The organism is Aquabacterium sp. A08, from assembly GCF_011742065.1.
In genome coordinates, this window is record NZ_JAAQQT010000707.1 from 16,649 (window position 1) to 30,315 (window position 13,667).

A 13,667-nucleotide genomic window follows, 5' to 3' on the forward strand; every position below is an offset into this window, starting at 1 on the left:
TCCATTCAACCCACCCCGGCTTCAGGCCCCCGGTACGGCCCGCACCACTACCTCGGCCAGTTGCGGGGCCAGTCGGTCGATCAGCGCCGGCGTGGCGTAGCCGTAGCCGATCGCCAGCCCACGCAGGTCCTGCCGTTGCAGGCAGTAGGCCGACAGTGGCCGCACCGTCATGCCGGCCTGGGCCGCCTGTTGGGCCAGGGCCCGGTCGTCCACCGTGGCGGGCAGGCGCAGGCACAGGTGCAGGCCCTGTGCCGCGCCGTGGATGCGCCCGCGCCCGCTGGCCAGCACCGGCGTCAGTGCGTCCACCAGGCGCTGGCGCCGTTCGGCGTAGGTCTGTCGGGCGCGGCGCAGGGTGCTGGCAAAGTGCCCCATCTCGATGAACTCGGCCAGCGCCGCCTGCAGCGGCATCTGGCCCGGGCGGTTCAGGTCGTAGTGCGCCCCCTTGAAGGCCGCCACCAGCGCCTTGGGCACCACCAGGTAACCCAGCTTCAGGCCGGGGTAGAGCATTTTGGAAAAGGTGCCCATGTAGAGCACCCGGCCCTCGGTGTCCAGCCCCTCCAGCGACGAGATCGGTGGCCCGCTGAAGCGGAATTCGCTGTCGTAGTCGTCTTCCAGCACCCAGGCATTGCAGCGCGCGGCACAGGCCAGCAGCTGCTGGCGCCGCGCCAGCGACATCACCGCCCCGGTCGGGTACTGGTGCGACGGCGTCACGTACATCAGCCGCGGTGGCCGGGCTTCGTCGGCCGGGCGGGGGGCGATGCCCTCGTCGTCCACCGGCACCGGGTGGATGGCCAGCCCAGTGGCGGTGAAGGCCTTGACCGCCCCCCAGTAGGCCGGGTCCTCCAGCCAGACGGTGTCGCCGTGGTCCGCCAGCAGGTGGGCACACAGCTCCAGCGACTGCTGCGTGCCGCTGGTGATCAGCACCTGGTCGGCGTCCAGCCGCACGCTGCGGAACACGCGCAGGTAGTCGGCCACCGCGCGGCGCAGCGGGCCGTAGCCGCCGGAGTCGTTGTAGTCCAGCATGTCGGGCTGGGCGCTGCGCCAGTGCTTGTTCTGCAGCCGCTGCCACAGGGCGAGGGGGAAGGCCCCGAAATCGGCCGCGCCGGGCGTGAAGGGCTGGATCTCCAGGTCGCAGGCCCGGTGCCGGTGCGCCAGCGCCTCGCCCCGTGCCGACAGGCGGGCCGGCGGGACCGCCGCCGTGGGCCGCGCGCGCGGGGCCCGGGCCGGGGCCTGTTCGTGCACGAAGGTGCCGCTGCCCACGTGGCTCACCAGGTAGCCTTCCACCGTCAGCTGCCCCAGTGCCGCCACCACCGTGTTGCGCGACAGGCCCAGGTCCTGCGCCAGGTCGCGGCTGGACGGCAGCCGGTCGCCGGCGCCCAGCTTGCCGTCGAGCAGGGCGCGGCGCAGCGCCTCGTACAGCTGGCGGTGCAGCGGCAGGTCGCCCTGGGCGGTGAGTCGGCCCATTTCGGCCAACAGGTGTTCGGACAGCATGGCGCGGTTCCTGCGTGCGGTGGCGGCGGCGGTGGGCACGAAGTGGTTCCGTCCGCCGGCCCCAAATGGCCCCCATTTTGAACCAATTTGCCCCGCAGAATGGTTCCCACCGATGGAGTTTGCAATGCCTTCCCCCCCGTGCATGGTCTGGCTGCCCGCCGACCACCGCCTGCTCGGTGACCACGGTCACCAGATGCCCTACCTGCTGCTGGGCGACAAGTACGCCCGGGCGGTCAAGGTCGGTGCCCAGGCCCAGCCGCTCATGTTCCCGCTGGCCGACGCGGCCCAGGTGCCGCAGCTGCTGGCGCTGGTCGATGGCGTCATGCTCACCGGCTCGCCGTCCAACGTCCACCCCTCGCACTTCGACGAAGCGGTGCACAACCCCACCCTGCCGCTGGACCCGGAGCGCGATTCGCTCACCCTCGCGCTGGTGCGCGCCTGCGTGGCGCAAGGCGTGCCGCTGCTGGGCATCTGCCGGGGCTTCCAGGAAATCAACGTCGCCCTGGGCGGCAGCCTGCACCAGGCGGTGCACGCCGTGCCCGGCCTGATGGACCACCGCGAGCCCCCCGGCACGCCCGACCAGCAGTACGCGCCCAGCCACCCGATCGACATCGTGCCCGGCAGCGCCATGGAACGCTGGGCCGGGGGCCTGCGCGCCACGGTCAACTCGCTGCACGGGCAGGGCGTGGCGCGCCTGGCGCCGGGCCTGCGCGCCCTGGCCCACGCGCCCGACGGGCTGGTCGAGGCCTTCGAGGTCGAAGGGGCCCGCACCTTCGCCTGCGCCGTGCAGTGGCACCCCGAGTGGCGCTGCACGGACACGCCGTTCTACCAAGCCATCTTCCAGGCCTTTGGCGACGCCGTGCGCCAGCGTCACCACACCCGCCTGCGCGATGCCCGCGGTTTCGCCACCGCTCCCGACAAGCCTTGAAGCCCCGACTCCATGGTGGCAGGATAGACCCCATCTACCTGTCAGGGATTCCCCACAAGGCGACACATGAGCACCACCCCCCACACCTTCAACGAACTGGAACACTGGCTCAACCAGCGGCGCGTCACCGAGGTCGAATGCCTCGTGCCCGACCTCACCGGCGTGGCCCGCGGCAAAATTTTGCCGCGCGAGAAATTCACCGAAGACCGCGGCATGCGCTTGCCGCAGGCCATCGTGGCCATGGGCGTGACCGGCGAATTCCCGGCCAGCGGCCCCTACTACGACGTGATCGACCCGACCGACCGCGACATGCAGCTGCGCCCGGACCCGACCACGGTGCGCATCGTGCCCTGGGCCACCGACCCCACCGCCCAGGTCATCCACGACTGCTTTGACCACGAAGGCAAGCTGGTGCCGTTTGCGCCGCGCAGCGTGCTGCGCCGCATTTGCGACCTCTACGCCGCCGAGGGCTGGGACCCGGTGGTGGCGCCCGAACTGGAGTTTTACCTCACCGCGCGCAACACCGACAGCAACACCCCGCTCAAGCCGCCCATCGGCCGCAGCGGCCGTGCCGAAACCTCGCGCCAGGCCTACAGCATCGACGCGGTCAACGAGTTCGACCCGCTGTTCGAGGAAATCTACGATTACTGCGACAAGATGGGCCTGAACGTGGACACCCTGATCCACGAGGTCGGCGCCGGACAGATGGAGATCAACTTCTTCCACGCCCACCCGCTGGGCCTGGCCGACGAGGTGTTCTTCTTCAAACGCACCGTGCGCGAGGCTGCGCTGCGCCACGACATGTACGCCACCTTCATGGCCAAGCCCATCGCGGGCGAGCCGGGCAGCGCCATGCACATCCACCAGAGCATCGTGGACCAGGCCACCGGCCGCAACATCTTCAGCAACCCCGATGGCAGCGCCTCCGACGCTTTCCACCACTACATCGGCGGCCTGCAGCGCTACGTGCCGGCGGCCATGGCGCTGGTGGCGCCCTACGTCAACAGCTACCGCCGCCTGAGCCGCCACACCGCCGCGCCCATCAACATCGAGTGGGGGCACGACAACCGCACGGTGGGCATCCGCTCGCCCATCGCCAGTCCGGCCGCGCGCCGGGTGGAAAACCGCGTCATCGGCGCCGACGCCAATCCCTACGTCGCCATGGCCATGACGCTGGCCTGCGGCTACCTGGGCATGAAGAACAAGATCCAGCCCAAGGCCGAGATGAAGGGCGACGCCTACCTGGCGCCCTACAGCCTGCCGCGCAGCCTGGGCGAGGCGCTGGACTGGCTGCGCCGCGAAACCGACCTGCACGAGGTGCTGGGCGAGGGTTTCGTCACCATTTACACCGAGATCAAGGAACTCGAGTTCGAGGAGTTCATGAAAGTGATCTCGCCCTGGGAACGCGAGCACCTGCTGCTGCACGTCTGACGTCCCGCCGTTTTGCCCGAGGAACCCCGCCCATGAACGCCGCCACCGCCCCCCAGACCCTGAACACCGCCGAACTGCAGGCGCTGGACAGCGCCCACTTCCTGCACCCCTTCACCGACCACAAAGGGCTGGCGGCCAAAGGCGCGCGCGTCATCACCCACGCCGACGGCATTTACGTCTGGGACAGCGAGGGCAAGCAAATCCTCGACGCCATGAGCGGCCTGTGGTGCGTCAACGCCGGTTACGGCCGGCGCGAGCTGGCCGACGCCGCCCACGCGCAGATGCTCAAGCTGCCGTTCTACAACAGCTTCTTCAACACCACCAACGAACCGGCGGTGCGCCTGGCCGCCCGGCTGGCCGAACTGGCCCCGGCGGTGGACGGCCGCCGCTTCCAGCACGTGTTCTTCAGTTCCAGCGGCAGCGAAAGCAACGACACCAACGTGCGCATGGTGCGCCGCTACTGGGACCTGCTGGGCCAGCCGCAGCGCAAGGTCATCATCAGCCGGCTCAACGCCTACCACGGCAGCACCATGGCCGGCGCCTCGCTCGGCGGCATGAGCGGCATGCACGCCCAGGGCGACCTGCCCATCCCCAACATCACCCACATCCAGCAGCCCTACTGGTACGAACTGGCCGAACCGGGTGAAAGCCCGGCCGAATTCGGCCTGCGCGCCGCCCGCTGGCTGGAAGAAAAAATCCTGGAAATCGGGCCGGACAAGGTGGCCGCCTTCATCGCCGAGCCGGTGCAGGGCGCCGGCGGCGTCATCATCCCGCCCGACACCTACTGGCCCGAGATCCAGCGCATCGTCGATAAGTACGGCATCCTGCTGATTGCCGACGAGGTGATTTGCGCCTTCGGTCGCCTGGGCCACTGGTTCGCCTACGAAAAATTCGGCATCCGGCCCGACCTGGTGACCTTTGCCAAGGCCGTCACCAGCGGCTACATCCCGCTGGGCGGTGTGCTGGTGGGCGACCGCGTGGCCCAGGTGCTGATCGAGCAGGGCGGCGAGTTCAACCACGGCTACACCTACAGCGGCCACCCGGTGGCCTGTGCGGTGGCGCTGGCCAACCTGGACCTGATGCAGCGCGAGGACCTGCCCGGCCACGTGCGCCACGACATCGGCCCCTACCTGGCCCAGCGTTTCGCCGAACTGAAAGCCCATCCGCTGGTGGGCGACGCCGAAACCTGCGGCCTGGTGGCCGGCCTGGTGCTGGTGCAGGACAAGGCCAGCCGCCGCCATTTCCCCGAAGACCTGGCGGTGGGCATGGTCTGCCGCGCCCACTGCTTCAACAACGGGCTGGTGATGCGTGCCGTGGGCGACCGCATGATCGTGGCACCACCGCTGTGCATGACCCGGGCCCAGGTGGACGAGATGATGGGACTGATCCGGTTGGCCCTGGATTTGACGCTGGCCGAGTTGCAGGCCCGCGGAATCCTGTGATTTTCCTGACTAGAATGGCCTTGGGTGCGGATATTGCTAAGTGGCAATGTCCGCTTCTTCGCTGGAAGCATGAACCTTTTTGGAGCGCCCTTCATGAACAAAAAACTGTTGGCCCTGGCCTTGTCGGCCGTGTTCCTCGCCGCCTGCGGCAAGAAAGATGAGCCTGTCGCCGCGGCCCCCGAAGCCGCGCCGGCCGCACCCGCCGAGGAAAAAGTCCTCAACATCTACAACTGGCCCGACTACATCCCCGAAGGCATGATCGCCGCCTTCGAGCAGGAAACCGGCATCAAGGTCAACTACGACACCTTTGAGACCAACGAGGCCCTGCACGCCAAGCTGGTGGCCGGCAACTCGGGTTACGACATCGTGGTGCCCGGCACCGTGTTCGCCAAGCCGCAGATCGAAGGCGGCCTGCTGCAAGCGCTGGACAAGGCCAAGATCCCCAACCTGGCCAACCTGGACCCCGAGTTCATGAAGACCATGGTCACCGCCGACCCGGGCAACGCCCACCTGGTGCCGTGGGCCTGGGGCTTCACCACCGTGGGCATCAACAAGACCAAGGTGGACAAGGCGTTGGGCGGCATGCCCATGCCCGACAACGCCTGGGACCTGGTGTTCAAGCCCGAGTACACCAGCAAGCTCAAGTCCTGCGGCATCGCCTACCTGGACTCGCCCACCGAAATCCTGCCGGTGGCGCTGCACTACATCGGCAAGGACGCTTACTCCAACGACCCGGCCGACTACGCCGCCGCCAACGAGATGCTGGCCAAGGTGCGCAAGGACATCCGTCTGTTCAGCTCCACCATGATCGACGACATCGCCGGCGGCAAGGCCTGCGTCGCTATCGGCTGGTCGGGTGACATCAACATCGCGGCCGAGCGCGCCAAGGAAAACGGCTCCAAGGACGTGATCGAGGCCTTGCTGCCCAGCACCGGCGCGCTGATCTTCATCGACGCCATCGGCATCGCCAAGGACGCCAAGCACCCGAACAACGCCCACGCCTTCATCGACTTCTACCTGCGCGCCGAAAACGCGGCGGCCATGGCCAACGAGATGAGCTACCCCACCGGCAACAAGGCCGGCATGGACAAGGTCAACCCCGACATCGCCGGCAACAAGACCATCTTTGTCGAGAGCGAGTACATGGGCAAGATGATCCCGCCCAGCAGCTTCACCAACGAAGCCCGCGAGGCCCTGGCCACCGCCTACAACGCGTTCAAGCAAGGCAAGTAAGTCCCAGCCGGCTTGATCCAACCCCAGGGGCTGTTTGTACCAAGCGTATGAACAGCCCCTGTTTTTTGACCTGAACACAATCACAAGGACCGACGATGGCGGATGCGGGCGCGAAAGAGGGCTACCTGGTCACGGAAAAGCTGGTCAAACGCTTTGACGAGGCGCTGGCCGTGGACGAGGTGTCGCTGTCCATCGGGCGTGGCGAGATTTTTGCCCTGCTGGGCAGTTCGGGCTGTGGCAAGTCCACCTTGCTGCGCATGCTGGCGGGGTTCGAGAAGCCCACCTCCGGGCGCATCCTGCTCGGCTGTCAGGACGTGGCCACGCTGCCGCCCTACGAGCGCCCCATCAACATGATGTTCCAGTCCTACGCGCTGTTCCCGCACCTGGACATCTGGGAGAACATCGCCTTCGGCCTCAAGCGCGAAGGTTGCCCCAAGGCCGAGGTGCAGCAACGCGTGGGCGAGATGCTGGACCTGGTGCAACTGGGCCCCTACGCCAGGCGCAAGCCGCACCAGCTTTCGGGTGGGCAGCAACAGCGGGTGGCGCTGGCGCGCAGCCTGGCCAAGCGGCCCAAGCTGCTGCTGCTGGACGAACCGCTGGGCGCGCTGGACAAAAAACTGCGCGAGCAGACCCAGTTCGAGCTGGTCAACATCATCGAAAAAGTGGGCGTGACGGTGGTGATGGTGACCCACGACCAGGAAGAGGCCATGACCATGGCCAGCCGCATCGCCGTCATGAGCAAGGGCCGTGTGCTGCAGGTGGGCAGCCCGGAGGAGGTGTACGAACACCCGGCCAACCGTTTCGTGGCCGACTTCATCGGCAACGTCAACCTGTTCCAGGGCCAGCTCAGCACCGACGAGCCCGACCACTGCGCCGTCACCACCGCGCTGGGCGAAATGCACGTGGGCCATGGCGTCAGCGGCGCGTTGAACATGCCCGTGGCGCTGGCCGTGCGGCCCGAGAAAATCGAAATCGCCAAAGAGCGTCCGGCCGGTGTGACCCACAACCTGTTCGCGGGTCGCGTCAAGGAAATCGCCTACTTCGGCTCCTACAACACCTACATCGTGGTCGCCAGCGACGGCACCAAGGTGAAGATCACCGAGGCCAACACCTCGCGCCACGACCTGTCGGACATCACCTGGGAGGACAACGTCTTCTTCTGGTGGCACGACAAGGCCGGCATCGTCCTGCGCGACTGAACCCGGGGGACCCGCACCATGGCCGCTCCCTTTTCCATGCCCGGCAAGCGCTTCGTCATCGGGGTGCCCTACGCCTGGCTGTTCGTCTTTTTCTTCCTGCCCTTCCTGATCCTGCTGTACATCAGCTTCGTGGACATGGGCAACGACATACACCCCTTCAAGCCGCTGTGGGACCCGGACACCGGCATCCTCAAGCTGAAGTACGAGAACTACTGGACCATTTTCCGCAGCGAGGGCGGCGTGCTGTTCCAGACGCTGTACGTGGACGCCTACCTGCGCTCCATCTGGTACGCGCTGTGCACCGCGCTGCTGTGCCTGGGGCTGGGCTACCCGTTCGCCTATTTCATCGCCCGCTCGCCGGCCAGCGTGCGTCCGGCGCTGCTGTTGATGGTGATGCTGCCGTTCTGGACCTCCTTCCTGTTGCGGGTGTACGCGTGGAAGGGCATCCTGGCCGACCAGGGCGTGCTCAACCAGCTGCTGATGGCGCTGGGCGTGGTGGACGAGCCGGTGCAGATGCTCTACACCAACGTGTCCATGCTGGTGGGCATGACCTATGTCTACCTGCCCTTCATGGTGCTGCCGCTGTACGCCAACCTGGTGAAAATGGACTTCCGCCTGCTGGAAGCCGCTTACGACCTGGGCGCCTCGCCGTTCCAGGCGTTCTGGCTCATCACGGTGCCGCTGTCCAAGGCCGGCATCATCGCCGGCTTCATGCTGGTGTTCATCCCGTCGCTGGGCGAATTCGTCATCCCGTCGCTGCTGGGCGGGCCCGAGAACCTGATGATCGGCCGCGTGGTGTGGGACGAAATGTTCACCAGCAACAACTGGCCGCGCGCCACCGCGCTGGCGGTGGTGATGATCGCGCTGATCGTGGTGCCGCTGTCGTTCTACTACCACTACAGTGGCAAACAGGCCGAAGGCCGCGCCTGAAGGAACCGATGCGATGAAAACCCTGCTGGAAAAGCATTTCGGCAAGCTGTGGATGGGGCTGGTGTTCCTGTTCCTGTACCTGCCGCTGTGCTTCATGATCCTGTTCTCGTTCAACAGCACGCGGCAGGACGCGAACTTCACCGGCTTCTCGCTGCGCTGGTACGAGGCGCTGATGCGCGACACCAAGATCGTCGAAGGCTTCTGGCTGTCCATCCAGGTGGCGGCGGTGACCGGGGTGCTGTCGGCGGTGCTGGGCACCTTTGCCGCGTTTGTGCTGGTGCGTTACCGGCGCTTCATCGGGCGCACCGTGTTTTCCGGCATGGTGAACGCGCCGCTGGTCATGCCCGAGGTGATCATTGGCCTGTCGTTGCTGCTGCTGATGGTGGGGGCGCAAAACCTGTTCGGTTGGCCGCAGCGCGGCATGCTCACCATCATCCTGGGCCACACGCTGCTGGGCATGGCCTACGCCATGGTGGTGGTGCAAAGCCGGCTGATGGAGATGGACCGTTCCATCGAGGAAGCCGCCATGGACCTGGGCGCGCGGCCGCACCAGGTGTTCTTCCTGGTCACGCTGCCCAACATCTTCCAGGCCATCCTGGCGGCGTTTCTGCTGTCCTTCACCCTGTCGTTCGACGACGTGGTGATCTCCGAATTCCTCTCCGGCCCGGGCGTCAACACCCTGCCGCAGGTCATCTTCGGCTACGCGCGGCGCGGCATCAATCCCACCATCTACGCGGCGGCCACCCTGCTCATCGTCACCGTCACCGTGGTCATCGTCGGCTACGCGGTGTGGGTGGCGCGCAGCACCCGCCAGCGCGAGCGGGAAATGGCCGCGGCGGCGCGGCAGGAGTTGAAGTCGCTGGGGGGCTGAGGCGCCCCGCCGGCTCCACGCCCGGTTCCCAAAGTGGCTGGCTGCACCCCCGTGTTTCGGCGGTACCATGGGTCCAATGGCTGTTTTGCCCGGAGTTTGCCCATGACCACCCACACCCCCCTCACCTTCGACGGCCGCGCCGTCATCAACGGCCAGCGCGTCGCGGCCCGCAGCGGCCAGACGTTTGACTGCATCTCCCCGGTCGATGGCCGCGTGCTGACCCAGGTGGCGCGCGGCGCCGAGGCCGACGTGGACGCCGCGGTGCAGGCCGCCCGTGCCGCCTTCGAGGACCGCCGCTGGGCCGGTAAACCGCCCGCCGCGCGCAAGCGCATCCTCATCAAGTTCGCGGAGCTGATCCAGGCGCACGGCGACGAGCTGGCGCTGACCGAAACCCTGGACATGGGCAAGCCGGTCAAGTACGCCAAGGGCGTAGACGTGCACAGCGCGGCCAACTGCATCCGCTGGTACGGCGAGGCGGTGGACAAGGTGTACGACGAAATCGCGCCCACGGCCGACACGGCGCTGGCCCTCATCACCCGCGAGCCAGTGGGCGTGGTGGGCGTGATCGTGCCGTGGAACTACCCGATGATCATGGCGGCGTGGAAGATCGCGCCGGCGCTGGCGGCGGGCAATTCGGTGGTGCTCAAGCCGTCTGAAAAAAGCCCCCTCACCGCGTTGCGCTTGGCCGAACTGGCGCTGGAAGCCGGCATCCCGTCCGGGGTGTTCAACGTGGTGCCGGGCTTTGGGCCGGAGGCCGGCAGCCCGCTGGCGCTGCACATGGACGTGGACTGCATCGCCTTCACCGGCAGCACCCGCGTGGGCAAACAGATCCACGTCATGGCCGGGCAGAGCAACCTCAAGCGCGCCTGGACCGAACTGGGCGGCAAGTCGCCCAACATCGTGTTCGCCGACTGCCCCGACCTGGACCGCGCGGTGGACGCCGCCATCGGCAGCATTTTCTTCAACCAGGGCGAAAGCTGCAACGCGCCGTCGCGCCTGTTCGTCGAGGCGTCCATCAAGGACGCTTTCCTGGAAAAAGCCCTGGCCAAGGTGCCCGCCTACCAGCCGGCCAACCCGCTGGACAAGAACACGGTGATGGGTGCGCTGGTGGACACCACGCAGATGAACACCGTGCTGCGCTACATCGAATCCGGCAAGGCCGAAGGCGCCAAGCTGCTGGCCGGGGGTGAAGCGGTGGAGCCCGTGGCGGGCGGCTGCTACGTGCAGCCCACCATCTTTGACGGCGTGCACAACACCATGACCATTGCGCGCGAGGAAATCTTTGGCCCGGTGTTGAGCGTGTTGAGCTTCACCGACGTGGCCGACGTGGTGCGCCAGGCCAACCAGAGCGTCTACGGCCTGCAGGCCGCGGTGTGGACGCGCGACCTGAACAAGGCCCACGGCGTGGCGCGTGCCCTGCGTGCCGGCACGGTGCACGTGAACCAGTACGACGAGGACGACATCACCGTGCCTTTCGGCGGTTTCAAGCAGAGCGGGGTGGGGCGCGACAAGTCGCTGCACGCTTTCGACAAGTACACCGAAACCAAAACCACTTGGATCCGCATCGACAGTCCGATATGATGAAAATATGAATTTGCCCCGCCCCAGCGCCGCCGCCGATTGGGACCTGTCGGCCGAGGAGGCGCTGCACCGCCGTCGCGTGCGCCGCATGTTGGTGGCCGGTGGCTCGGTCATGGGGGCGGCGGCGCTCTGGTGGGGCAGCTACTTTGCCTGGCAGGGGGTGTGGCCGCTGGTGGCGTCGGACGTGCTGATCGGCAGCGCCGGCGTGGCGGTGGTGACCCTGGCGCTGCGCGGACACCTGCGCGCGGCCTCTTTGCTGATTTTGCCGGTGCTGTTGGCGGTGCTGACGCTGCAGTCGCTGCTGCTGGACGTGCCCACGCCGGCCGCGCCGCGTTCGGTGCACCTGTACCTGTTGCCGCTGGCCGTGTTCGCGCTGGTGGCCTTCCGCCACGACCCGCCCTGGCTGGCGCGCGGCGCGCCGCTGCTGTGCCTCGCGCTGTTCCTGGTGTTTTCGGCCACCCAGGCCGGTTGGGTGGGCGGCCACCGGCTGCCCGACGCGCTGCGCGTGTGGGGCAGCTGGATCAACGCCGTGCTGGCGGTGTCCACCCTGTTCGTCATGCTCTACATCCTGCAGACCGACGCTTCGCCGCTGACGGCCCGGCAGATCGAACTGCGCAAGGCGCTGGCCCGCGGCCAGATGGTGCTGCATTACCAGCCGCAGGTGGACGCGGCGCAGGGCACGGTCGGGGCCGAGGCGCTGGTGCGCTGGCGCCACCCCACGCGCGGGCTGGTCATGCCGGGCGAGTTCATCCCTCTGGCCGAGCGCACCGGGCTGATTCTGCCCTTGGGCGACTGGGTCCTGACCGAGGCCTGCCGCCAGCTGGCGCGCTGGGCGAGCGATCCGGCGCTGGCGCCGCTGGTGCTGTCGGTCAACGTCAGCGCGGCGCAACTGCACCAGGCCGACTTCGTGTCCCGGGTGGTGCACGCCCTGCAGACCCATGGTGTGGCGCCCGAACGGCTGCGACTGGAACTGACCGAGAGCGTGCTGGTGCAGGACCTGCAGAGCATCGCGGCCCAACTGGGGGCGCTCAAGGCGCACGGCGTCACGCTGTCGCTGGACGACTTCGGCACCGGGTTTTCCTCGCTCAGCTACCTCAAGCGCCTGCCGCTGCACGAACTGAAGATCGACAAGAGCTTTGTGCAGGACCTGCTGGAGGACGGCAGCGACGCCACCATCGTCGAGTCCATGCTCACGCTGGGCCGCAGCCTGGGCCTGCGCGTGATCGCCGAAGGGGTGGAGACCGAGGCCCAGTGGCGCTACCTGCGCGACCACGGTTGCCACCTGTTCCAGGGCTATTGGTTCTCGCCGCCCCTGGCGCCCGAGGCGTTCGAGGCCTTTGTGCGCCGCCAGCCGCCGGCCTCGGCTGGCGCCGGGGCCGACGCTGGGTCGGTTCAGGCCAGCGCCGGGTAGTCGGTGTAGCCCTTCTCGCTCTGCGTGCCGCCGCCGTAGAAGGTGGCGCGGTCGGGCTCGTTGAACGGGCCGCCCTGGCGCAGCCGGCGCGTCAGGTCCGGGTTGGCGATGAAGCCCTTGCCGAAGGCCACCAGGTCGGCGCCGCCGTCCAGCGCCTGCTGGGCCAGCGCGGCGTCGTAGCCGTTGTTCACCATCCAGGCGGCGCGGCCGCCGGCGTCGCGGTAGGCCTGGCGCAGCGCGGCGTAGTCGAACGGTGCGGGGCCTTGTTGGAAGTCGCGCGCGCCGCCGGTCTGCCCTTCGATCAGGTGCAGGTAGGCCAGCCCCAGCGGCGCCAGCTGCCGCACCACGTGTTCAAACAGCGGTTGCGGGTCGTCGTCTTGCGCGTCGTTGGCGGCGGTCACCGGCGACAGGCGCAGGCCCACCCGGTCGGCGCCGATTTCGTCGCACACCGCCCGCATCACCTCCAGCAGCAGCCGGGCGCGGTGCTCGATGGGGCCGCCGTAGGCGTCGGTGCGGTGGTTGCTGCCGCGGCGCAGGAACTGGTCCAGCAGGTAGCCGTTGGCGCCGTGGACCTCGATGCCGTCAAAGCCCGCCTCGATGGCACGGCGCGCGGCGTCGCGGTAGGCCTGCACGATGCCGGGCAGCTCGTCGAGGCGCAGGGCGCGCGGCTCGGAGGTTGCCACGAAGGTGCCCACGGTCTGGCCGTTCTGCTCGGTGAAGATGTAGGTTTTGGCGTTGGCCCGCACCGCCGACGGCGCCACCGGCGCCTGCCCGTCCGGCTGCAGGCTGGTGTGCGACACCCGGCCCACGTGCCACAGCTGCACCACGATGTGCCCGCCCACGGCGTGCACCGCGTCGGTCACGGTTTTCCAGGCGCGCACCTGTTCGTCGGTGTGCAGGCCGGGGGTGTCGGCGTAGCCATGGCCCTCGGGGCAGATCGGCGTGGCCTCGGTGACGATCAGGCCGGCGCCGTGCTGCGGGTGGGCGCGTTGGGCGTAGTAGGTGGCCATCAGCGGCGTGGGCACCTGGCCCGGCGCGCGGTTGCGGGTGAGGGGGGCCATGACGCTGCGGTTGGGCAGCGACCAGGCGCCCACGTGAACGGGGTCGAAAAGGGTGCTCATGGCGGATGATGATAGGCCGCCCGACCGGG

Annotated in this window: 11 protein-coding genes; 9 read left to right on the forward strand and 2 right to left on the reverse strand. The window is 68.0% G+C overall.

Annotation, left to right across the window (positions count from 1 at the left end; genetic code table 11):
- Nucleotides 1-21 precede the first annotated feature (21 nt).
- Nucleotides 22-1,491 (reverse strand): PLP-dependent aminotransferase family protein, encoded by a 1,470-nt coding sequence (locus HA630_RS22040; protein ID WP_166837728.1) that lies wholly within the window; start codon nt 1,489-1,491, stop codon nt 22-24.
- 124 nt (nt 1,492-1,615) lie between these two features.
- Here HA630_RS22040 and HA630_RS22045 point away from each other — a divergent pair, with 124 nt between their 5' ends.
- From HA630_RS22045 to HA630_RS22085, 9 genes are all read left to right on the forward strand, one after another.
- Nucleotides 1,616-2,419: a gamma-glutamyl-gamma-aminobutyrate hydrolase family protein gene (locus HA630_RS22045; RefSeq protein WP_166837730.1), complete on the forward strand. Its 804-nt coding sequence runs from the start codon at nt 1,616-1,618 to the stop codon at nt 2,417-2,419.
- A 66-nt stretch (nt 2,420-2,485) separates the two neighbouring features.
- On the forward strand, nt 2,486-3,850 hold the full coding sequence (locus tag HA630_RS22050) for a glutamine synthetase family protein (RefSeq protein WP_166837732.1): 1,365 nt from the start codon (nt 2,486-2,488) through the stop codon (nt 3,848-3,850).
- 32 nt (nt 3,851-3,882) lie between these two features.
- Nucleotides 3,883-5,292, forward strand: coding sequence for an aspartate aminotransferase family protein (locus HA630_RS22055; RefSeq protein WP_166837734.1), 1,410 nt, complete (start codon nt 3,883-3,885; stop codon nt 5,290-5,292).
- 93 nt (nt 5,293-5,385) lie between these two features.
- Nucleotides 5,386-6,525 (forward strand): extracellular solute-binding protein, encoded by a 1,140-nt coding sequence (locus HA630_RS22060; RefSeq protein WP_166837736.1) that lies wholly within the window; start codon nt 5,386-5,388, stop codon nt 6,523-6,525.
- 95 nt (nt 6,526-6,620) lie between these two features.
- Nucleotides 6,621-7,724 (forward strand): ABC transporter ATP-binding protein, encoded by a 1,104-nt coding sequence (locus tag HA630_RS22065; RefSeq protein ID WP_166837738.1) that lies wholly within the window; start codon nt 6,621-6,623, stop codon nt 7,722-7,724.
- Nucleotides 7,725-7,742: 18 nt separating this feature from the next.
- Entirely contained in the window at nt 7,743-8,654 is a 912-nt protein-coding gene (locus tag HA630_RS22070) for an ABC transporter permease (protein WP_166837740.1), read from the forward strand.
- A 13-nt stretch (nt 8,655-8,667) separates the two neighbouring features.
- Nucleotides 8,668-9,525 (forward strand): ABC transporter permease, encoded by an 858-nt coding sequence (locus tag HA630_RS22075; RefSeq protein ID WP_166837742.1) that lies wholly within the window; start codon nt 8,668-8,670, stop codon nt 9,523-9,525.
- A 102-nt stretch (nt 9,526-9,627) separates the two neighbouring features.
- Nucleotides 9,628-11,106 carry an aldehyde dehydrogenase gene (locus tag HA630_RS22080; protein ID WP_166837744.1) on the forward strand — a complete coding sequence of 493 codons (1,479 nt, stop codon included), beginning with the start codon at nt 9,628-9,630 and terminating at the stop codon, nt 11,104-11,106.
- 7 nt (nt 11,107-11,113) lie between these two features.
- Nucleotides 11,114-12,517: a bifunctional diguanylate cyclase/phosphodiesterase gene (locus tag HA630_RS22085; RefSeq protein ID WP_166837746.1), complete on the forward strand. Its 1,404-nt coding sequence runs from the start codon at nt 11,114-11,116 to the stop codon at nt 12,515-12,517.
- Here the strand turns inward: HA630_RS22085 and HA630_RS22090 are convergent.
- The gene (locus HA630_RS22090) at nt 12,499-13,638 is read right to left on the reverse strand and encodes an alkene reductase (protein WP_166837748.1); all 1,140 of its coding nucleotides are present in this window, start codon (nt 13,636-13,638) and stop codon (nt 12,499-12,501) included. The genes HA630_RS22085 and HA630_RS22090 overlap by 19 nt on opposite strands.
- Nucleotides 13,639-13,667 lie beyond the last annotated feature (29 nt).